Genomic DNA, 22,499 nt, shown 5'->3' on the forward strand with positions numbered 1-22,499 from the left:
TTTGGGTTGTCAGATTTCGCTAATGAATAACTCCTATATGATCGAGAAAGGATTACGGTATTTGAGTTAAAAGGAAAATCTCATCTAGAATTTTATAATAAATCAACGGCTAAAATATAATCATCAGCAGTAATAAACAGTCTTTTACCGTTCTTGCCAAAGGCACAATTTGAGGTTAACTGTCCGGTGTAAATCCGTGCGATGGCTTTTGCAGAACTATTGAAAATCCATATACCACCTGGCCCTGTAGCAAAAATATATCCTTCGCTATTTATTTTTAAACCGTCTGGCAATCCTTGTTGGCCTTCCTTGCCAATTAATGGGGTGACATCATAAAATATTCTCTTATTGGTAACCTCTCCCGGTTTTACCAAATCATACTGATACCAGACAGCGTGTTGCGGATCAGAAACAGCTACATATAAGGTAGTTCCATCAGGTGATTCCCCAATTCCATTGGGTTTTGTGAGTTTGTCAAGCAAGATTACTTCACCAGAATTCAACAAACAATATACCCCTTGAAAATCTAACTCTTTGTTGGGGTCATCTTGCTTTAATGGGAGTCCATAGGGTGGGTCGGTAAAATACAGATTACCTTCTTGGTCAAGAAAACCATCATTGGGACTATTCAATTTCTGTCCCTCGTAATTATCAGCAAGCGTTATGAATTCTGATTTTGGGTTGTCTAAAGAAGCATTCATTTTTACCACTTTACGGTCGCCATGTTGAAGCAAAATCAATTCACCTTTTTTGTTTAAAATTAGACCGTTTGATCCTGGTTCATCGCCATAGGTGCCTTCGCCAGTGTATCCTGAAGGTTCTAGAAAAGTAGAAACCTCTTGGTAACTATCCAGTTTAAATACTTTATTGTTTGGAATGTCAGAGAACAATAAATAGTTGTCATCCTCAATCCAAAGTGGCCCTTCGGTCCATGTAAATCCACTTGCAAGAACTTCTATGGTGGCTTCGGGATCAATGACGTTGCGTGCTTCATCATCTAAAATTTCGATTTTGAAGGCAGAAGAAATACTGTCAAGATTTTTAGATGAAACAGATTTTGATGTAACTTCCTCAGGACTACCATTTACCTTTTCACGTTTTTGATTTTCTTTACAAGAGCTAAAAAGTAAAATTGCCAAGACGATTGTGATACTACTATTTTTCATGTTCTAGTGAATTATTTTTGTAATTATATATATGATAATCATTGCCGTTGTTCCAAAAATAAACGTACCTGCCGTCTGTACTTGATACCCTTGCTTAACATTCATTCCCGTCAATTGTGTCAACACCCAAAAGAAACTATCATTAACATGAGACGCCACAGATGAACCTGCTCCTATGGCCAAAACGGTCATGGCTAGAAGAAACGGTTCGTTAAGACCCAATGAGGTCATAAGCGGAGCAATAATGGAAGCAGTGGTTACCAAGGCAACTGTGGAAGATCCTTGGGTTGTCTTTAAACTTGCTGCCAAGAAAAAAGGAAAAAATAGGCCTATTTCCAATCCTGTAAATCCCTCCGTGATAATATCGGCAATACCAGAATTCTGTAACATTTGCCCAAAAATACCGCCGGAGCCCGTAATCAAAATAATAGGGGCCGCTACTTTTAAGGATTCACCGATCCAACCGGTGGAAGAGAAAATCTTTTCATCCAGTTTTTCGGGAAGCACCAATGCCAATAATACTCCAATTAGAAGTGAGATTACAGGCGTTCCTAAAAAGGATATTGCACTTTTAAATACGGAAGATGGGATATTCAGTTCAGGATAGTCCATAACCGATTTCAATAGTATGAATACCAGTGGCACTACAATGGCCAACAATGATTTCCATAAAGCAGGTTTTTTGTCAGGATTTGCAATTGGTTCAATTACAATAGGGATATTAATTTTTGAAGCTATTTCTTTAGCATATATATAACAGGGAATCAAGGAAAGACTACTAACTAAAAGTCCCCATAGTATTACATCTCCCAAATTGGCCCCTAATATACCTGCCGCTGCAATTGGTCCAGGGGTAGGAGGTACCATTACATGGGCTGCCGTTAAACCCATTGCCAATGCAGCGGTGGTACCTGCATAAGAAATACCTGCTTTTTTGGATAATACCTTGTTCAAAGGGTTCATCATGAGCAGGGCACTGTCTGCGAATATGGGTATGGATAATATATAACCGGTTAGCATCATCGCTAGGTGAATGGATTTTTGTCCGATCAAGTTCAATATGCGAGTAGCGATTACCATAGCTCCTCCGGATTTTTCTAAGATGGTTCCTATGGTTACGCCAAAAAGAATAATTAAACCAATCTTTCCCAAAATACCTCCAAAACCCGAGTTAATGGAATCGACAATAAGTTCGGTATCCATTCCCGTAATAAATCCATAAACGATTGCGGCTAGTAGTAACGCAAAAAATGGATGAATTTTAAATTTTACAATTCCAATAATCAAAAATGTCAAGGAAAAAAATAAAGCTAGTATATAAATCATGGTGCGTATGGTTTGGCATGGTGTTTAATATTCTGATTTTAAATTACCATTCGGCAAAATTACCATCTGTAGTTCTCCATATCGGGTTTGCCCAGTTGTGCCCTATTTTTTGACCTTCTTTTAATCGTTCCTCATTCATTTCTATACCAAGGCCTGGTTTAGTAAGTAATTCTATATATCCTTCTTTAACTTGCAGAACTTCAGGATTTAGCACATAGTCCAAAATATCATATCCTTTGTTATAATGAATACCCAAACTGCTTTCTTGTATGATCGCATTTGCTGAAACAAAATCGAGATGCAATGCCGATGCCAATGATATGGGCCCCAACGGACAATGCGGTGCAATGGCAATATCATAAGCTTCTGCCATTGTAGCAATTCTTCTTACTTCTGAAATTCCCCCTGCATGACTGAGGTCTGGTTGAATAATGTCAACAACACCCTGATGAAGAATATTTTTAAAATCCCATCTAGAGAACATACGTTCTCCAGTTGCGATAGGAATACTGGTGTATGCATAGATATGTTTTAGGGCATCATTGTTTTCACTTAAAACAGGTTCTTCTATAAACATAGGTTCATGGGGTTCTAGCTCATCGATAAGCTTCCTTACCATGGGTTTGTGAACCCTACCGTGAAAATCTAGACCAACGTCCAAATCGTATCCAAATTCCTCTCTTAATAGTTTAATGTTATTCGCTACTTTTTTAACATCCTTTAACGATGACACCCATTCCATTGCGCCTGTAGCATTCATCTTAACTGCTTTGTAACCTTGTTTTACTTTTGAATGGGCTTGTTCTAAAACAACATCAGGATTATCACCACCGATCCAACAATACATTTTCATTTTTTGTCGAACGGCCCCGCCCAATAATTCATATACAGGCACATTTAAAAACTTCCCTTTAATATCCCATAAGGCTTGATCTATACCGGAAATTGCACTCATTAAAATAGGGCCACCTCTATAAAACCCTCCTCTATAAAGTACTTGCCAAATGTCTTCGATGTTATTTGCTGCGCGACCAACTAAATATTGTTCTAGTTCCTTAATACACGCAGCAACGGTATCGGCTTTTCCTTCAACCACGGGTTCTCCCCAACCTACAATACCACATTGTGTAGTAATTTTTACGAACAACCATCTTGGCGGAACTTTGAACAATTCAATTTTTTCAATTTTCAGCTCGTCCATGATTAACTCTTTATAACTTGAATGAATTTTTTTACAATACGTTCTATAGGTTCTAATACACTTTCCCCTTTGATAGTCTGTGTCAAAACACTCCCCAATCCAGCTCCCGCAGCGCCTGCTTCCATCCAATCTTTTATATTGGAAAGGTTAATACCGCCAACAACAAAAAAGTCTACTTTATCCAATGGAGCTTTTATCGCCTTGAAGTAGTTTATTCCGAGGCTACCAGCAGGGAACAGTTTTATAATATCGGCCCCATTCTCAACCGCAACACAAACTTCAGTGGGTGTAACTGCGCCCATCAATACCGGGATATCGTGCGCATGGGCAACTTTGATGACCTCTATATTTGTGTTAGGAGTTACCAAGAACTGTGCTCCCGCCTTTATAGCTTCATTTGCAATATCAACACTGGTTACGGTACCTTCCCCAATGAGCACATCCAAATGCGTATATCGATTTCTGGCATTGGAGATTTCTTCAGTAAATCCAGGGGTGTTAGAAGTTATTTCAAGTGCTTTTATGCCTCCTTTTATTAGACTATTTATGAAAGCGGGTACTTCTAATTGTTCTTTCATTCGAACAATAGCCACTATTTTCTCTCTCTTCAGTATCTTAACTATTTCCACTCTTTTCATCTTAATACGTGCCCACTTGTGTTGCCTTCCATTATTGAAAGAATTTCTTTTTCACTACTCGTATGCTGATCTCCCTGAATGGTGTGCTTTAATGCGAAAGCAGCGGTAGCAAAGTCAATTGTTTTTTTATTGTCCCAATCCTTGTTTAGGGCATGCAATATTGCAGCGGCAAATGCGTCGCCCGTACCAAAACGATCAGTAATGGAGATATTAATAGCTTCTGAAATATGATGTTTACTTTTGTTTAGATAAACTGCAGAAACCATATTTTCACTAGCCGAACTATGTTCGCGCACCGTAAAAGCTAATTGTTCAATCCCAAATTTTTTAGCTGCCATAGTTGTCGCTTCAATTGTTTTGTCTACAACAGAATTGCCGGTAGGTATTACCTCATAAACATCTTTTAAAACCCCTTCATTACCGAATAGTAAATCGGTATGCTCTAATATCTGGTCAAAAATTTTACGGGCATCGGCTGGGTCTTTCCAAAGTGATCGGCGGTAATTCATATCAAAACAGACTTTGACTCCTTTTTGCTGAGCTACCTTGGCAGCTTTTATAGTTTCATTAGCACATTGTTTGGAGAGTACGGGAGTTATGCCAGAAAGGAATAGCCATTTTTTGTTTTCCAATATTTCTTCCCAATCAAACTCGTTTGCTTCAATTTCACTGATGGCCGAGTTTGCACGATCATATACAACGCTAGAAGGACGTATGGAAGAGCCTATTTCTATAAAATAGGTACCAATTCTATTCCCTCCTCGAGTTATATGTTTGGTGTCAATCCCATACGATCGTAAGGAATCAATTGCCGCATCTCCGAGTTGATTGTTGGGGAACTTTGTTATATGGCTCACCTCATTGCCCAATACGCCTAAAGAACTGGCAACATTTGATTCTGAACCCGCATAATCGACTCGGAATGCGCGAGACGATTTTAGTTTATCGGTATTATTGTTAGGCGTTAACCTGAGCATGGTCTCTCCAAAAGTTATAAAGCTCATTTATTCTTTATTGATGATTTATAATTGGTTTGCGTTTCAATAATGTGGATTTTCATTGCTTCTCTTGCTTTTTGTTCATCCTGTTCTATTATCGCATTAAGTATATTCTCATGATGATTTAACATTATATTCTTATGCGTCTGTAGATTTCCATCAGTTGGTTTAGCGTAGACGATGGACTTGAATTTTGGCATTAAATTGAAAATAGGATTTAGTAGTAATTCCAACACGCTATTATCCGCAATTGAAAGTAATGTTCTATGAAAATCGTTGTCCAATTCCGTTTCCTTTTTTTTATCCTTAAGATCGCACTTGTACATGGCGGCCATATTGTCTTTTAAAATTACAAGCTGATTTTCAGTACGAGACTTAGCCGCTTGTGCCGCTAATGTGGGTTCAAGAATTAGTCTGGCATTAATTGTTTGAAGAATAATATCTTCATCAGAAGAAAGTTCAAAAAACATATTCAAATTTTCAGATGCACTGTTGATACTTATCTCGGATACATATACACCACTACCTCTCTTTACTTCGACAATACCCTTGGCACTCATTTTTTTTACCGCCTCCCGTACAGATGTTCTACTTACATTGAATAATTGACATAGCTCATTCTCAGTGGGCAATTTATGACCTGGGAGATATGAACCAGTTCGTATGGCTTTCGTTAATTCAAATTCAATTTGTTGGGTAATTGATTTTTCTTGTCCTATTGAGGTAAACATGAAACAGGTCGTTTATTGTGCTAATTTATAATACATCATACAAATTAAGAATTTTTATGTTATTAGTATCGAGGAAAGAGTTAAAAATCATTTCCTATAGTTTACATGTAAGTTTGAAGTATATGATTGACTATGATTCGAAATAATAGTTTTATTTAACATTTGGTTGTAATTATAACCTAGTAAGGTCAAAAAAGTATCATATGTGGCAATCCCATTGGTAGATGTGAACTACGTAAAATTTTATCTTTAAATTTTAATAATTTAAAATTAAATCCCTTAATCATTACTAATTTCTTAGTACTTTAATTAGATAGGAAATTTGGAATCCCTTGATATCATTAACATAATTCATGTATAAATTTTTGCTGGCCAGTGTATTGGCAATCATATGTATTTCTTGTGGCGGTCCGGAACTACCGGAGACCATTGCTTTGGCTTATGAGAGTTTACCGAAGGAAATTGATTTTAATCAAGATATAAAACCTATTTTATCCGATAAATGTTATCTCTGTCATGGTCCGGATAAGGCTAAAATTTCTGCGGGTCTGCAGTTGCATCAATCCGAATCTGCTTATGCGGAATTGCCAGAATCGCCCGGTAAGTATGCTTTGGTTCCTGGAAACCTAAAAAAAAGCGAGACTTATTATCGAATTCTTTCCGAAGACCCTAGTTATGTGATGCCAACCCCTGAATCCCATCTATCCTTAACCGCAAGGGAAAAGGCTTTATTGATTAAATGGATTGAGGAAGGCGCAACTTACCAAGAACATTGGGCATTCATACCACCAAAAAAATCAGGACCTCCAAAGGTTGCCAATGAAAATTTAATTGCCAATGAAATCGACAACTTTATAGTTGCACGATTAGAACAAAAAAATCTGGTGCCATCAAAAAAGGCGGACCGCGAAACACTGTTGCGGAGGCTTTCATTTGATTTAACAGGTTTACCACCCACTGTTGAGGAGATCAATGCATTTATTGCCGATACCGCCATCAATGCCTATGAAAAACAAGTTGACCGATTACTTGCGTCACCTCATTATGGGGAACATATGGCATTGGATTGGATGGACCTTTCCAGGTATGCGGATACCCACGGTTATACTGTAGATCAGTATCGAGATGTTTCTGCCTGGAGAGACTGGGTCATTAAATCCTTTAATGAAAATAAAAGGTACGATGAGTTCATACAGTGGCAATTGGCCGGTGATATGTTGCCCAACCCTACGAAAGAACAAATTTTAGCCACCACATTCAATAGATTACATCCCCAAAATATGGAAGGTGGTATTGTAGAGGAGGAATTCAGGTCAGAATATGTTGCAGATCGAACCAATGTGATGGGCGAGGGCCTTTTGGGACTCACGGTGGCATGTGCCAAATGCCATGACCACAAGTATGATCCTATTTCCCAAAAGAACTATTACGAAATGTATAGTTTTTTTAATAACATAAATGAATCGGGTCAAATATCATGGGATTTTTCAATGCCAGTGCCAACCTTATTATTGCCAACAAAAGAACAGGAAGAGTTTTTGGCCTATGTAGATACTTTAATAGCGGAGAAAGAGGCTGAAAAAACTCAGATAGTTGCGAAGGAAATAGACTCCTTTGAGGAATGGTTGCGTAGCGAGAATTATAATAACGAAAATGTAAATAGGTTGCCTACTGCACTATCGGTGAAAATGAATTTTGATGGTGGTAGTTTGTATAATACGGCACCCAATGGCAATAAGGCCAAAATGCGTACCCAGTTCACTGAAAATGAAAAGGCTAAATTTTCCCAAGGGCATACTGGTCAAGGGCTAGAACTGGATGGGGACGTTTGGATGGATTTGGAAACAAAGGGAATTTTTCATCGCTACCAACCTTTTAGCATCGGCCTAAGGATTTTTGTTCCAAAAGACTTGGAAAATGGTGTCATCTTACATAAAATGATAGGTACTCGCCTTTTTAGTTATAGGGGCTATCACTTAAATATTAAGGATAACAAGTTGGAATTGCTTATGGCGCACGTCTATCCAGATAACGCAATAGTAGAAAGAACTTTGGAGGATGTTCCCAAAGAGCAATGGGTGCAATTGACAATGACCTATGATGGATCTAGTAAAGCCCTGGGTTTTAAGATTTTTGTGGACGGTACCGAAATGAAAACGAAAGTGGTAAATGACAATCTTACCAAGGATATCGTCTATGACCATGAAAAAAACCCAAGACGAAACAAAGAACCTGGAATACAGGTGGGGGCTAGATGGAGAGGAAAAGGTATTGGTGGAGCCATCGTAGATGACCTTCTGGTTTTTGATAAGGAACTATCACATTTGGAAGTGTTGAAAATAGCGGATACCGATCGCTTTAAAGAAATAATTGGCAAAACCTATTCTAGTCTTTCAGCTGCAGATAAAAAACTGCTGAAGGACTATTATCAAGCCACGAAATCTAGCAGCTACAAAGCTAAATTAGCAGAACTGCAAGAAACAAGAAAACTCTATAACGATAGTATAGAAGCCATACCGGAAATTATGGTCATGAAAGAGATGGATGCCCCTAGACCGACCTATATTTTGGAAAGAGGCCAATATGATGCATACGGGGCACAGGTATTTCCAAATACCCCTGAAAAAATATTTCCTTTCTCGGACAGTCTTCCAAATAACAGATTGGGACTTTCAGAATGGATAATTGCTGAGGATAACCCTTTGACGGCCCGGGTGGCAGTGAACAGGTATTGGAAAAATATTTTTGGTACCGGCCTGGTAAAAACCGTAGAGGATTTTGGAAATCAGGGGGAGATGCCCTCACACCCCAAATTACTGGACTGGTTGGCCATACGTTTTATGGAATCGGGTTGGAATGTAAAGGCATTGCACAAATTCATGGTGATGTCCAATACTTACCAACAATCTTCAATAGCAACACCGGAGCATATGGAAATTGATGTTGAGAATAGGTTGTTGGCGCGTGGTCCGGTAAAAAGATTAACAGGTGAAATGTTGCGGGACAATGCATTGGCTGCATCCGGATTATTGAATCGAAAAATAGGAGGTCCCAGTGTACGTCCTTACCAACCTGAAGGTTTATGGAAAATCAATAATGCCGAATATACCGAGGATACAGGTGACAAATTATATCGCCGTAGCTTGTACACCATTTGGAAGCGTTCCGTACCCCACCCAACTATTGCCACTTTTGATGCGCCTGATAGGTCTTTCTGTACCGTGAGAAGACAAAAGACCAATACCCCATTGCAGGCATTAGTGCTTTTAAATGACCCTACATACATAGAGGCCGCTAGGGTTTTGGGCAAGAATATGATGGAGTTTGCAAGTATCTCAGAAGGTATTTCCTATACGTTCAAACAACTCTCCGGAAGGTCTATAACAAAAGATGAATTAAGTTTATTGTTGTCGCTTAGAAATGAGGAGTACGAAAATTTTGAACAAAATCCGGAAAAGGCAAAAGGTTGGCTAAATACTGGAGAATTTGAAATTGACGGCGGTATTGATACTAATATATTGGCAGCAAATGCAGTGGTAGCCAGTACCATTATGAATTTGGATGCCACCATAACCAAAAGATAAAATAATGTGCGACGGTCATGATACGTTACGGTCTAACAATAAGGACCTCCAACAAGTAGAGAAACAATGGGATAGGCGTAATTTCTTAACCAAGACTTCCCTAGGTTTAGGTGCCCTGGCACTGGGTTCGCTTATGAATCCAGAAAGAACTTTTGCATCCCTGGCTGGCGGCGGTTCAGAAAATGATGCGGTAAATTCTATTCTAAAGAATAAATTAGGACTACCTCACCATGTACCCAAAGCAAAACGAATTGTGTATTTGTTTCAGAGTGGTGGTCCGTCACAATTGGACATGTTTGATTACAAACCCAAGATCAAGGATATGTTCGGAAAAGATTTACCTGCGTCGATTAGAAAAGGACAAAGATTAACAGGTATGAGTGCCGACCAGTCAATTTTTCCTATTGCCCCATCCATAATGGATTTTAAGCAATATGGGGAATCACGCGCCTGGGTCAGTGAATTGATGCCGCATCTTGCTGAGGTGGTCGATGATCTCTGTTTTGTGAAATCTATGCAAACAGATGCTATAAATCACGATCCGGCCATCACCTTTATGCAGACTGGCAACCAATTACCAGGTAGGCCTTCTATCGGGTCTTGGTTAAGTTACGGGTTAGGGTCGGATAATGAAAACCTGCCAACTTTCATAACCTTGATAAGCAAGAATATGGCCGGTCAGCCATTATATTCCAGATTATGGGGCAATGGTTTTTTGCCAACGGAACACCAAGGGGTTCAATTTCGTTCAGGAAAGGACCCCGTACTGTTCTTGAGCGACCCGGAAAATTATGATGGACATGACAGACGCAAAATGTTGGATTATTTGGGAAAACTCAACGATCTACAACACGATGCCTACGGCGACCCCGAAATACAGGCGAGAATGGCGCAGTATGAAATGGCATTCAGAATGCAAACTTCCGTTCCAGAAGTGACCGATATGTCAGATGAGCCGGACTATATTTTTGATCTTTATGGTAAGGACAGTAGAGACCCTGGTACTTATGCAGCCAACTGTTTAATGGCACGGAAGCTTCTGGAGAAAGACGTCAAATTTGTGCAATTGTACCATCAAGGGTGGGATCAACATATTGGTTGCCCGGAAGGGGTACGAGCACAGTGTAAACGTACAGATCAAGCCAACGCGGCATTGATAAAAGATTTGAAACAACGTGGTATGTTGGAAGATACTTTGGTGATTTGGGGCGGTGAATTCGGGCGTACCGTATACTCTCAAGGGCAACTGACCAAAACCGACTATGGCAGGGATCATCACCCTAAAGCATTTACCATGTGGATGGCCGGGGCAGGGGTAAAGCCAGGGTTTACTTATGGAGAGACAGATGATTTTAGTTATAATGTAGTTGAGAATCCGGTGCATATTCATGATTTTCATGCTACTCTATTGCATTTGTTTGGCATTGATCACGAACAACTTACCTTTAAACATCAGGGAAGACGTTTTAGATTGACGGATGTACATGGTAAGGTGGTAAAAGATATTTTGACATAATTTGATGGGAATGAACAAAAGAAGAGATTTTTTAAAGAAAACTACCCTTGCTGGTGCTGCACTTACCACTATACCATGTTTTGGGTTTCACATTTTAAAAAAACCTGCTTTAAAAGGGGAAATTATCGGGCATGGGGATTATAAGTATAAGGTCAATGAAAATTGGGCCCAGATTGGTCTTTCGAAACCACTTCTAAATTGTCACGAAATGGTGATGGACAGTAAAGGAAGGTTGATCATGATCGGTGACCATACGGCCAATAACATTCTCATTTTCGATAAATCAGGAAAAATTTTGGATTATTGGGGAAGTGCCTACCCTGGAGGTCACGGACTTTCCATAACCAATGAGGGCGGTGAGGATTTTTTATATCTCACCGATTCCGGTTGGTACCAAGATAATGCGGGCAAATGGAACCGACAAAGCGGACGCGTAAGTAAAACAACAACAGATGGTAAAGTATTGTTCGATATTGGTCACCCGCAAACCATAGGCATATATAAGCCAGGAGACTATTTTCAACCAACTGAAACCGCCATTGGACCCAATGGAGATATTTATGTTGCCGATGGTTATGGAATGGATTATATTATTCAATACAGCGCTAAAGGAGAGTATATCAGACATTGGGGCGGTCATGATAATACCGATGAAAATTATAATCTCTCCAATGCACACGGTGTTGCCATAGACTATAGAGATGCTAAAAACCCAATGGTAGTTTGTACATCTAGAAATGATAAAGCCTTTAAGTTTTTTACCTTGGATGGGGTTTATGTAAAGACCCTCACGCTACCAAATATGCAAGTGTGCAGACCTGTTTTTGATGATAAAAACCTCTATGCAGGGGTATGCTGGTCAGAACCAAAGGATAAAAGTATTAATGCAAATGAAGGGCATACAGGTTTCATGACCATTTTGGAGGGTGATACCGTGGTATCCAATCCCGGCGGCACGGAACCAATCTATATAAGTGGTAAACTACAGGACTCTTATCAAATAGCCACCAAGCCAATTTTACATGGTCACGATGTTTGTATTGATGAGGATAAGAACGTATACGTCTGTCAATGGAACGCCAATAGGACTCCACCTATAAAATTGGAACGAGTTTAATGTAATATCCTATGCAGGAAACTCCCGATTTTGTTTTGTTCCTTGGAAGGTTTCACCCGCTGGTGGTGCATTTACCTATTGGAATTTTGATATTCGCCTTTTTTCTGGAACTCCTAAGTAAATTTCAAAAGCAATCCAATTTTGATGCTGTTATTAAGATTGCTCTCTTATTAGGGACTATCAGCGCATTTTTCGCTTCCGTTTTGGGTTATATGTTATCACAAAGTGGAGATTATGAGGAAGGCATGTTAAACAGCCATTTTTGGTTGGGGGTTGCCACTACCGCAGTGACTTTTCTGGCTTGGGTATTAAAAACTGATTTTTTTCCATTGCCGGCATCTTTTAAGGTTGTTCGTTCAAATATTGCCATTCTTACCCTTATTGTGGTTTTGATCAGTATTACCGGTCATTATGGGGGTAATCTAACACATGGGTCCGATTACCTTACCAAATACGCGCCATTTAATGATGACAAGAAAGTTGAGCTTCCCGCATTGGCAAGTTTAGATGAGGTAGTCGTTTACCCGTATTTAGTTGAACCAGTCTTAGAAGCAAAATGTTATAGCTGCCATAACGAATCCAAACAAAAAGGAAACTTGGCTATGTACACTCCAGAGCTTTTAATGGTGGGCGGAAAGCACGGGCCTATATTGATTGCGGGAGATGCGGAAGCATCAGAAATGTACAAAAGGGTTACCTTACCGGAATCTGATGACGAGTTTATGCCACCCGAAGGCAAAACACCGCTTACCGAAGAAGAAATTGCGATATTAAAGTTTTGGATAGATAGTGTAAATGTTGATTTCAATAAAACTTTTGCGCAATTGAAGGTACCCGAAGAGATTCAACAGATTGCAGCGAATAGATTAGATCTTACGTATTCGGGTAAATTAGCCTCCGATGCCATGCCTAAAGTTAATATTTTGGATGTTAAAACTATTGACGCCCTAATTTCTGAGGGTTTTCAAGTTCGGGAATTGGTACTTGGATCTTCTTTATTGGATATTACCTTGCCAGATAAAACTGTGAATATGAAAGATGGATCAGTTTTAGATAAAAAAATAGCTTTGTTGGTAGGTATAAAAGACAATGTCATCAGATTGGACATGGGAGGTAATGGAGTTACAGATGAGCATTTAAAGTCTATAGGTAAATTAAGTAATTTGCAACAATTAAAATTACCCGATAATCCTATTTCCGATAAAGGAATTTCGTATTTGAAAGAGCTTTCCGAATTAAGAAGTGTCAATCTGTATAAGACAGGTATCAGCAAGGCAAGTTTGTCTCAATTTTCAGAAATGACCAATCTAAGAAAGGTTTATGCTTGGCAAACTTCTATAAAGTCAGACGATGTTGTTTCTTATAATTCTAACGAAATAGGTCCTGAAATTATCTTAGGCCTTTAAGTGCAATTTTAATCTTATTTAAGAAAGAAGCATAGATGCTACGAACTATAAAAAGACTTTTGTAAATTTTTATACCAAGAAGGCTTACAAAGGTCTTTACTATTAAGGTATTTCTAAATCTTAAAATGTAATTTTCTTGAACGCTTCTATTTGATTCTTAATAGCGATTTCCGTTGGCAACCTTTCCATGCTGCTAGCACCATAAAAACCATTGATGTTTTTACACTTTTTCAATATGTAGCTGGCATCCTCCGGCATTGCAATAGGACCGCCATGGCAAAGCACTATTATGTCCTTGTTTATGTTTCTGGCGGCTTCTGCCCAGGTATCAATCAGCTCTACACATTCATCCAAAGTCTTGGAAGTTTGTGCACCTATGGATCCAGAAGTGGTTAATCCCATATGGCAAACAATCACATCGGCACCAGCTTTGGTCATGGCAATGGCTTCTTCCGTACTAAAAACATAGGGCGTGGTAAGTAAACCATGCTTGTTGGCAAGTGCTATCATTTCCACTTCCTTGTCAAAACCCATGCCCGTTTCTTCCAGGTTTTGTCTAAAGACGCCATCGATTAATCCTACGGTTGGAAAATTCTGTACGCCTACAAAGCCAAGGTCTATCAATTCCTTAAAAAGTAAATTAAAATTTACAAAGGGGTCCGTGCCGTTGACACCAGCTAAAACCGGTACATTTTTTACAACAGGAATGACTTCCTTAGCCATTTCCTTTACTATGTCATTGGCGTTACCATAGGCTAGCAAGCCAGATAAGGATCCTCTACCGGCCATTCTATAGCGTCCGGAATTATAAATTACAATCAAATCGATTCCTCCATTTTCCTCACATTTTGCAGATAGGCCAGTACCAGCTCCGCCACCTATTATTGGAATGTTCTGGTCAATAAGATGGTTTAGTTTCTTTAATATTTCTTCTTTCATTTCATTTCTTTTAAATAGTAGTACTTTACTATATTGGGCTTAGTCACGAAGTGTGTTATATGGACTTTCTATAGACATATCTTGAATATCATATCCAACTTCATTATCTGAACATGGACCCAAAGTGGCCAATAATTTAGCTTCTTTATCCCCAATTTGGAAAGAAGCATGTACGGTATTAGCAGGAATAAATACCGAGTCACCCGGATTTAGGATATGTTTCTCTTTCCCAATCCATTGTTCAATTGATCCTTCAATTACGAAAATAACCTCTTCTTGTGTGGGATGTAAGTGAAAGTTATGCCCTTGGTCTTTTGGTAGGTGTACTACCAATGATGTAATCTGTTTAGCGCCCTGTACCGTTGGGTTTGATACCCAACGTAAGGTTCCCCAATCGTGCTTTTCCATTGTGGCTTCAGCCTCAAGAATAAAGTTTTTTATAGCTTCTCCCATGATATATAAATTTTAATTGTTTTTAATTTCTTCAAAGTTTTTGATTACCGAAGCACTAAATTCTGAATCGTTAATTGCATAAGGCAATCGTATAAGTTTACGCTTACTGGTCTGTTTGACTTCCTTTTCCAAGGACTCGAAGAGTGCCCTGTCCGCTTCTGGGTCATAGAAGGCTTGACCTTCAACAGCTATGGCTGATACTCCTTTTTCAGGAAGTAGAAAGCGTACTTCGCCTTCCATTTTATTTAATTTATCGGCTATCCATTTACCCATTAATCTATTTTCCTCTGGGCTGGTTCGCATAAGGGTTACTTGCTCATTATGGACATACAGATTTCTGTCCTTATACTTTTCGGGTACCGTGCTTAATTCGCCAAAGTTTACCATATCCAAGGCCCCAACAGATCCTACATAGGGAATTTTTGTCCTGATTATAGCACCCATTCTATCCTCGCCAGCACTTAAAACGCCCCCCATTAGATGATCGGCTATTTCAGTAGTGGTGATATCCAGCACATATTTTATGTATCCAGAATCTATTAATTTTTCCATACTCTGCCCACCAACTCCAGTAGCATGAAAAACAAGGCAATCATAATCATTTTCCAGTTTGTCTACCAATTGGTTGGCGCAGGGTGTGGTTACCCCGAACATAGTAATGCCCAAACTATCTAAATCACTTTTAAATACTGGTGGATGATTTAATAGCATACCGGATAGGGCATGGGCTGCATTACTCAAAATAGTGTTTGATATGGCGTTGATGCCTTTTATATCTGTAATTGAGTAAACCATATAAATATCACTGGCACCCACGTAAGGGCGTATGTCACCGGATGCCATTGTAGATACTATAACCTTTGGTAAGCCTACAGGAAGTGCCTTCATGGCATTGGAAACCAGACTTGTACCACCGGAACCACCAACGGCAATGACCCCTCCTATATCGTCTTGGGCAAGCAAATATTTTTTCAAGGCCTTGCCCATTTGTGAAATAGCGTCTCCACGAGATGAGAAAGTGGTATTGTATACATTTGGGAATAGTGTTTCTGAAGTAACATCTATGCCTTGGTTGTTTTCCGTTGTACTTTTTGTACTCACATCGACACAAACGGTGCTGACACCTGTATTTTCAAGACAGGTTTTTATAAAATTAAGTTCACCTCCTTTAGTATCGAACGTGCCTATAATGTATGCTTTACCAGTTTTCATAGCTTATTATTTTTAGTTATCGCAAACAATTTTAAAACTTGTTCAATTAGGTAATTAGGAAGGATAGACGGCCCTTAATGAACTAAATGTCTGGGTAGTTTTCTTACATCTTCGCAACCTACCTGTTCCATGACCTGTTTCAGTTCCGTTTTTATTAACGAAATAGTATGATTTCCACCTTCTTTACCTAGTGCTGAAACGCCGTACATAAAAGATCTGCCTAAAAATGTGAATTCGGCTCCAGACGCTATAGTACGGGCCACATCGGGTCCTGAACGTAAACCACTATCCATCATTACCTTAATTTTGTCGCCGTATTTAGCGGCAATACCAACTAGGGGTTTGATACTGGACTGTCCGGCATCCAATTGTCTGCCGCCATGATTGGAAACGATAATACCGTCTAGTCCTAGTTTAATTGCTGTTTCTGCATCTTGTTCAGTTGCCACACCTTTTAGAACCAATTTACCCTTCCACATATCCCGGATAGGTTTAATTTTCTCTTCATTCAACCTACCGGAAAACGTCTGATCCATAAACTTACCTAACTGACTTAAGTTCAGTCCTTTTGGCATATAGGGTTTCAAGGTTTCAAAGCCTGGCTGTCCATATTTTAAAGTATTAAAAGCCCAAGCTGGTCTCTGTAATACTTGAAGTACATTGGACACTGACATTTTTGGGGGCATTGCCAGTCCGTTTCTAACGTCACGGGGTCTATATCCAAAGGTGGGTACGTCACATAAAATGACCAATACAGGACATTCAGCGGCCGCCGCACGTTTTAGAATGTCATCTCTTAATTTATCTTCGGTAGGGTGGTACAACTGAAACCAAGCCTTTCCTTCTGTAAGTTCCGAAATTCGCTCTATGCTACTGGTAGTAACGGTACTCAGTATAAAAGGAATGTTATGGTTAAAGGCCGCCCTTGCCAATATTTCAGGGGAATTAGGCCACATAAGACCTTGTAGGCCAATGGGTGAAATTCCAAAAGGAGCATCATAGATATGTCCAAATAATTCGGTTTTAAGAGATGGTTCTTTGTAAGCGTCCAGATAATATGGACTTAATTCAACCTCCCTTATTTCGGCAGTATTTTTAATAAGGTTTACATCTTGGTTGCAACCACCATCCAGATATTCAAAAGCAAATTTTGGAATACGTTTTTTGGCCTTATTTCTTAGGTCATCTATTGAGGGATATTTAGAATTTACCTTTAATTCCATTTTTTATAATTTAAATATTCTAGTCATTTGAACCCATTTTTCCCCTTTTGGGGTTCCGGGTAGTTTTTGTTGGAACGTATCCATCAAGTTTTCCCATTCTTGCACCTTGGTATTGTTTCTATCCTTTTCTCCTTTTGTTTTTAAAGAAAATTCATTGGTCACCTCCATAACCATAAAGAGCCTATTTGATACATTATATATCTCCATGTTTATAATTCCAGCGTCTTTAATACTATCTAATATTTCGGGCCAAACTTTTTGGTGGTGTTCAATGTACCCTTGAATGAGTTTTGGATCATTCTTGAGGTCCAGGGCGAAACAAAGTCTTTTTGTAATCATTGGATAAAAGCTCGTTTTTGCTTGTTTACCTTAAAGCCATAAAAAGCAATAAACAGAAAACATAATAGTGGAAGGATAAAAGAGAAATTCACCTCACTAACGCCCATAATCTGAATGTCGTTCACCCCATAACCGCCTAAGTCTATTAACATACCCTGAAATTTGGGCATCAAAGCACCACCCACGATTGCCATTACCAGACCGGCAGCACCAATTTTTGATTCTTCCTCGCCCATTCCTTCCAAGGCTATTCCATAAATGGTTGGGAACATAATGGACATGAAAAGTGTTATAGATACTAGACAATATAATCCAACCGGACCCTCAATAAAAATGGTCCCAATACTGGCCAAAATTGCTAAAGCGGCATAAATCATCAAAAGCTTGCCCGAAGCAATGAATCTTAACAAATAGGTGCCAATTGCCCTACCTACAAAAAATAGGATGAATGCAATGAATTGATAATTGGCAGCGATATCGCTCGACATTCCTATTGCCTCAGCATATTGATATATAAATGTCCAGCACATAATTTGTGCGCCTACGTACAATACTTGAGAAAAAACGCCCAAGATATAGTTAAGGTTTTTGCTGAGCCCTTTGAATGTGTCCGACAAGCTTTCAGTAATTCCATCGCCTTTTTTTTGAGGCATTTTACTCAGTAATATCAGCACAAATACCACGAGTATCACCAACCCTAAAATCACATAAGGGTTTCTGATGACCATTAGGTCCGCCGTGCGGATCATGACTTTTTTGGCCTCTTCTAGTGCAGCATAATTTTCAATATCGTCTGATTGCAATCTTTGAAGCACAAATTGTTGCGCAACCAACAGGCCTAAAATTAATCCAACTGGGTTAAAGGCTTGTGCTAGGTTTAAACGTTGAGTGGCAGTTCTAGGATCTCCCATTGCCAAAATATATGGGTTGGCGGTAGTTTCTAAAAACGCCAGACCAAATGTTAATACATATAAACCTAAACAGAAGAACCAAAATTGTTCAGTGATAGCGGCAGGATAAAAAAGTAAGGCCCCACCGGCATAGAGAGCCAAACCAATAAGTACACCTACTTTGTAGCTATATTTTCTAACAAATAAAGCAGCCGGTAATGCCATACAAAAATACCCTCCGTAAAATGCCATTTGCACCCAAGCCGCTTGGGAATTGGATAGTTCCAATACCTTTTTAAAAGCTTGTACCATTGGGTCTGTAACCGCATTTGCAAAGCCCCACAGACCAAATAAGGAAGTAATAAGTATAAAGGGAATGATTACTTTTTTTGATACTACGGGTATTTTTTCTTTCTGGGTCATGATTGATGGTTTTGGTTATAACGAACGATCTAAATGGGTGTAACCGCCATCTACAAAAAGTAATTGACCGGTGGTATGACTTGAACGGGACGACAACAAAAACAAGACGGTATCCGCAATTTCCTCTTTCGTGGTCATTCTATTTTCCAACGGAATGTTTTTGGTGATATCCGCAAGTTTTTCTTCAGGGCTATCAAATGTTTTTATCCACTTATCATATAATGGCGTATAACATTCAGCTACAATAATTGCATTCACCCTAATAGAGTAGGGCAGAAGCTCAACGGCCCACTCCCTGGTCAAAGCATTACGGCCACCATTTGCCGCAGCATACCCAGAAGTGCCTCCTTGACCTGTCATTGAGGTTTTGGAACCAATATTGACGATGGCTCCTTTATTTTTTTTCAATTGGGGTAGAACCAATTTCGCCATAGTGTAATAATGCGTCAAATTTTTATGTATAGATTTCACAAAATCGTCTACCGAACCATGCTCTAAACCAATTGAATCATTTACACCGGCATTGTTTACCAAACCATCTATACGACCAAATTGTTCCAAGGCAGTACTTACGGCAATTTCGCATTCATTTACATTGGTAAGTTCCGCATACGCTTTCCCTACTATACCGCCCAGGTTTTCAATTTCTTTTGCACAGGCATCCACTTTCTCTTTTGTTCTGCCTATTATGAACGGAATAGCACCTTCCTTTGCCAACGCAAGACTGATGCCTCTACCTATGCCTGCAGAGCCACCAGTAACTATGATTACCTTATCCTTTAAATAGAGATTCATTTGATCTTATTTTACATGATTTTACTTTCTTGTTTTAGATGGGAGGTTAAATCAAGTACTTTTAGTTTTCTAGTTAAGATTGTAAAATCTTGATGCATTACCACCTAAGATGGCTTGCTTTTCATCTATATTAAGTTCGTTGATATACCGCTTTACTATATTAAGAACTTTATGATACTCTGCAGCCAACAAACATACCGGCCAATCTGAACCAAATAGAATTCTGTAGATGCCAAAGGCTTCAAATATCACATCGAAATAGGGCTTAAAATCCTCATAGTTCCATGTTGAGAAGTCGGCCTCGGTAACAAAACCGGAAAGCTTACAGTACACATTTGGATTTTGAGCCATAAGTTTAATATCCCTTTTCCATTGATAAATTTCGCCGGATTTAATATAAGGTTTCGCCATATGATCCAGAACGAATTTGTTTTGGGGAAACTTGGATACAAGTATACCTGCATTTTTTAAGTGGGTAGGGTACACCAAAATATCGTACGTTAGGTTTAGGGTACCTAATTGGGAAATACCAAATTGAAATTTAGGATTAAGCATAAAGTCTTCATTTTCGGCTTGTAAAATATGCCGCACTCCTTTAAAACATGGATTTTTAGCAAAATATGACAATCGATCACCTACATTGGGATTTTGTAAATCTACCCATCCTACGACCCCTTTTATCCATGTATGTTTTTGTGCTAACGCCAATAGGAATTCCGTTTCGTCTTCAGATTGATCTGCTTGTACGGCAACGCAACCCCCAACGTTCAGGGAATTGTAAATAGGGGCTAAATGCTCTGGAAGAAAATCTTGTTTAATTCGCTTCATATCATCAGTTATCCAGGCATCCTTAACAGGATGGTATTTCCAGAAATGCTGATGACTATCTATAATCATTATAGAGCTTTTGCGACTTGTTTTGAAGTTCCTAAACCTTCAATACCAAGCTCTACTACATCACCGGCTTTTAGGTATTTTGGAGGATTGAATCCCAAGCCAACTCCAAAAGGCGTTCCTGTAGAGATAATATCCCCGGGTAACAAGGTCATAAACTGGCTTATATAACTCACCAAATATGGTACATTAAAAACTAAATCCGAGGTATTGCTTTTCTGCATGGTTTCACCGTTCACGGTTAGCCATAGATCTAAATTATGCGGATCTTTAATTTCGTCCTTGGTGGCAATAAAAGGTCCTATAGGGGCAAAGGTGTCACAACTCTTTCCTTTTACCCACTGTCCATCCCTTTCTAGTTGAAATTCACGTTCACTATAGTCATTATGCAATACATAGCCTGCTACATGCTTCATGGCATCTTCTTTGGAAACGTAACTAGCCTTTTTACCGATTACCACGCCCAATTCCACTTCCCAATCAGTTTTAGTACTTCCTTTAGGGATTATTAAATCGTCGTTGGGTCCAACGATCGCCGAGGTGGCCTTAAAGAACAATACAGGTTCCTTAGGTAGTTTCATACCGCTTTCCTCAGCATGCTTTGCATAATTTAAGCCAACACAAACAATTTTGGAAGGCCTTTTCAATGGAGCGGCAATTCTTGAGTTTTTTTTGAATTTAGGTAGTGTGGATTTATGCTCATTTACCCACTTTTGAAGTTCAAGAATCCCATTTCCTCCAAAAAAATCTTCATCATAATCCATTCCAAAATCTGAAACATCCACCCAATCTCCATTGTCTAGTTCTACTCCAGGTTTTTCATGATCAATAGTTCCTATTCTGATAAGTTTCATTGTTACTTAATTGCTATTAGTTGTTTAATTTAATGAATCCACCGTCAATAGGGAAATCTGTTCCGGTAATAAATGCGGCTTCATCTGAACACAAGAAAAGGGCCAATGCTGCTATTTCCTCAGGTTGTCCCATTCTACCTATTGGTTGCGATTTTGAGAGCTTATCAAACATCTCATCTTCTTTTCCGGAATAGTTCGTTTTTATAAAATTATCTACGAACGGAGTATGCACCCTTGCCGGAGAAATACTGTTGCAACGTATATTATGTGCAATATAATCCTTGGCGACGGAATAGGTCATCGTCAATACGGCACCTTTGGTCATGGAATAGGCAAAACGATCAGCTATGCCCACTGTAGAAGCTACCGAAGCCATATTTAATATAATGCCTCCATGTTCTTTCATAGCAGGTATAGTAGCATAAATACAGTTGTAAACCCCTTTAATGTTTACACTGTACAACCTGTCCATATCTTCCTCGGAAGTTTGTTCAATGTTTCCAACATGGGCAATGCCCGCATTATTGATGAGTATATCTATGGTGGTGTTGGCCGCAATACTATTAATAATTTTCACTACTTCCTTTTGATTTGATACGTCACATGAATATGCTTGAGCTTTATGACCATTGGAGGTAATTTCTTCTACAATCTTTTGGGCCATTTCAAGATTATAATCCAGAATCTGTACATCAGCACCGTTGTTGGCAAAGGCTTTGGAGAGTGCTTCTCCAATTCCGCTGCCACCACCGGTAACTACCACTGTTTTATTATTATAATTATATGAGGACATA

The 22,499-nt window shown here is 39.1% G+C and carries 20 protein-coding genes; 4 read left to right on the top strand and 16 right to left on the bottom strand.

Features of this window, described 5'->3' with window-relative positions:
- Positions 1-92: 92 nt before the first annotated feature.
- The 6 genes from DZC72_RS09530 to DZC72_RS09555 are packed head-to-tail and all read right to left on the bottom strand — an operon-like array spanning position 93 to position 6,060.
- Positions 93-1,166: an SMP-30/gluconolactonase/LRE family protein gene (locus DZC72_RS09530; RefSeq protein WP_125222709.1), complete on the bottom strand. Its 1,074-nt coding sequence runs from the start codon at positions 1,164-1,166 to the stop codon at positions 93-95.
- Between the two features lie 3 nt (positions 1,167-1,169).
- The gene (locus DZC72_RS09535) at positions 1,170-2,492 is read right to left on the bottom strand and encodes a GntP family permease (RefSeq protein WP_125222710.1); all 1,323 of its coding nucleotides are present in this window, start codon (positions 2,490-2,492) and stop codon (positions 1,170-1,172) included.
- 43 nt (positions 2,493-2,535) lie between these two features.
- Positions 2,536-3,693: a galactonate dehydratase gene (dgoD, locus tag DZC72_RS09540; protein WP_125222711.1), complete on the bottom strand. Its 1,158-nt coding sequence runs from the start codon at positions 3,691-3,693 to the stop codon at positions 2,536-2,538.
- 2 nt (positions 3,694-3,695) lie between these two features.
- Positions 3,696-4,331, bottom strand: coding sequence for a bifunctional 4-hydroxy-2-oxoglutarate aldolase/2-dehydro-3-deoxy-phosphogluconate aldolase (locus DZC72_RS09545; RefSeq protein ID WP_125222712.1), 636 nt, complete (start codon positions 4,329-4,331; stop codon positions 3,696-3,698).
- Positions 4,328-5,335, bottom strand: coding sequence for a sugar kinase (locus DZC72_RS09550; RefSeq protein ID WP_125222713.1), 1,008 nt, complete (start codon positions 5,333-5,335; stop codon positions 4,328-4,330). The genes DZC72_RS09545 and DZC72_RS09550 overlap by 4 nt, the downstream gene beginning before the upstream one ends.
- Positions 5,332-6,060 carry a FadR/GntR family transcriptional regulator gene (locus tag DZC72_RS09555; protein WP_125222714.1) on the bottom strand — a complete coding sequence of 243 codons (729 nt, stop codon included), beginning with the start codon at positions 6,058-6,060 and terminating at the stop codon, positions 5,332-5,334. Before DZC72_RS09555 ends, DZC72_RS09550 begins: the two co-directional genes overlap by 4 nt.
- Positions 6,061-6,413: 353 nt before the next feature.
- Here DZC72_RS09555 and DZC72_RS09560 point away from each other — a divergent pair, with 353 nt between their 5' ends.
- The 4 genes from DZC72_RS09560 to DZC72_RS09575 are packed head-to-tail and all read left to right on the top strand — an operon-like array spanning position 6,414 to position 13,683.
- The gene (locus DZC72_RS09560) at positions 6,414-9,644 is read left to right on the top strand and encodes a DUF1553 domain-containing protein (protein ID WP_125222715.1); all 3,231 of its coding nucleotides are present in this window, start codon (positions 6,414-6,416) and stop codon (positions 9,642-9,644) included.
- A 4-nt stretch (positions 9,645-9,648) separates the two neighbouring features.
- Entirely contained in the window at positions 9,649-11,160 is a 1,512-nt protein-coding gene (locus DZC72_RS09565) for a DUF1501 domain-containing protein (RefSeq protein ID WP_125222716.1), read from the top strand.
- Positions 11,161-11,170: 10 nt separating this feature from the next.
- Positions 11,171-12,277 carry a twin-arginine translocation signal domain-containing protein gene (locus DZC72_RS09570; protein WP_125222717.1) on the top strand — a complete coding sequence of 369 codons (1,107 nt, stop codon included), beginning with the start codon at positions 11,171-11,173 and terminating at the stop codon, positions 12,275-12,277.
- A gap of 11 nt (positions 12,278-12,288) precedes the next feature.
- Complete coding sequence (locus DZC72_RS09575) at positions 12,289-13,683, top strand: c-type cytochrome domain-containing protein (RefSeq protein WP_125222718.1); 1,395 nt, start codon at positions 12,289-12,291, stop codon at positions 13,681-13,683.
- Between the two features lie 120 nt (positions 13,684-13,803).
- On the opposite strand, the gene DZC72_RS09580 is transcribed toward DZC72_RS09575, so the two are convergent.
- The 10 genes from DZC72_RS09580 to DZC72_RS09625 form a co-directional block, all read right to left on the bottom strand.
- On the bottom strand, positions 13,804-14,622 hold the full coding sequence (locus DZC72_RS09580; protein WP_125222719.1) for a phosphoenolpyruvate hydrolase family protein: 819 nt from the start codon (positions 14,620-14,622) through the stop codon (positions 13,804-13,806).
- 39 nt (positions 14,623-14,661) lie between these two features.
- Positions 14,662-15,075, bottom strand: coding sequence for a cupin domain-containing protein (locus DZC72_RS09585; RefSeq protein ID WP_125222720.1), 414 nt, complete (start codon positions 15,073-15,075; stop codon positions 14,662-14,664).
- A gap of 12 nt (positions 15,076-15,087) precedes the next feature.
- The gene (locus tag DZC72_RS09590) at positions 15,088-16,287 is read right to left on the bottom strand and encodes a Tm-1-like ATP-binding domain-containing protein (RefSeq protein ID WP_125222721.1); all 1,200 of its coding nucleotides are present in this window, start codon (positions 16,285-16,287) and stop codon (positions 15,088-15,090) included.
- A 74-nt stretch (positions 16,288-16,361) separates the two neighbouring features.
- Complete coding sequence (locus DZC72_RS09595) at positions 16,362-17,510, bottom strand: alpha-hydroxy acid oxidase (protein ID WP_125222722.1); 1,149 nt, start codon at positions 17,508-17,510, stop codon at positions 16,362-16,364.
- 3 nt (positions 17,511-17,513) lie between these two features.
- Positions 17,514-17,849, bottom strand: a complete 336-nt coding sequence (locus tag DZC72_RS09600) for an L-rhamnose mutarotase (protein ID WP_125222723.1) — start codon at positions 17,847-17,849, stop codon at positions 17,514-17,516.
- Positions 17,846-19,162, bottom strand: coding sequence for an L-fucose:H+ symporter permease (fucP, locus tag DZC72_RS09605; RefSeq protein WP_125222724.1), 1,317 nt, complete (start codon positions 19,160-19,162; stop codon positions 17,846-17,848). Before fucP ends, DZC72_RS09600 begins: the two co-directional genes overlap by 4 nt.
- A 15-nt stretch (positions 19,163-19,177) precedes the next feature.
- Entirely contained in the window at positions 19,178-19,957 is a 780-nt protein-coding gene (locus DZC72_RS09610; protein WP_125222725.1) for an L-fucose dehydrogenase, read from the bottom strand.
- Positions 19,958-20,026: 69 nt separating this feature from the next.
- Positions 20,027-20,854: an amidohydrolase family protein gene (locus DZC72_RS09615; RefSeq protein ID WP_125222726.1), complete on the bottom strand. Its 828-nt coding sequence runs from the start codon at positions 20,852-20,854 to the stop codon at positions 20,027-20,029.
- On the bottom strand, positions 20,854-21,705 hold the full coding sequence (locus DZC72_RS09620; RefSeq protein WP_125222727.1) for a fumarylacetoacetate hydrolase family protein: 852 nt from the start codon (positions 21,703-21,705) through the stop codon (positions 20,854-20,856). Before DZC72_RS09620 ends, DZC72_RS09615 begins: the two co-directional genes overlap by 1 nt.
- A 16-nt stretch (positions 21,706-21,721) precedes the next feature.
- On the bottom strand, positions 21,722-22,498 hold the full coding sequence (locus tag DZC72_RS09625) for an SDR family NAD(P)-dependent oxidoreductase (RefSeq protein ID WP_125222728.1): 777 nt from the start codon (positions 22,496-22,498) through the stop codon (positions 21,722-21,724).
- Between the last annotated feature and the right edge of the window lies 1 nt (position 22,499).

Source organism: Maribacter algicola (genome assembly GCF_003933245.1).
Taxonomy (GTDB): domain Bacteria; phylum Bacteroidota; class Bacteroidia; order Flavobacteriales; family Flavobacteriaceae; genus Maribacter; species Maribacter algicola.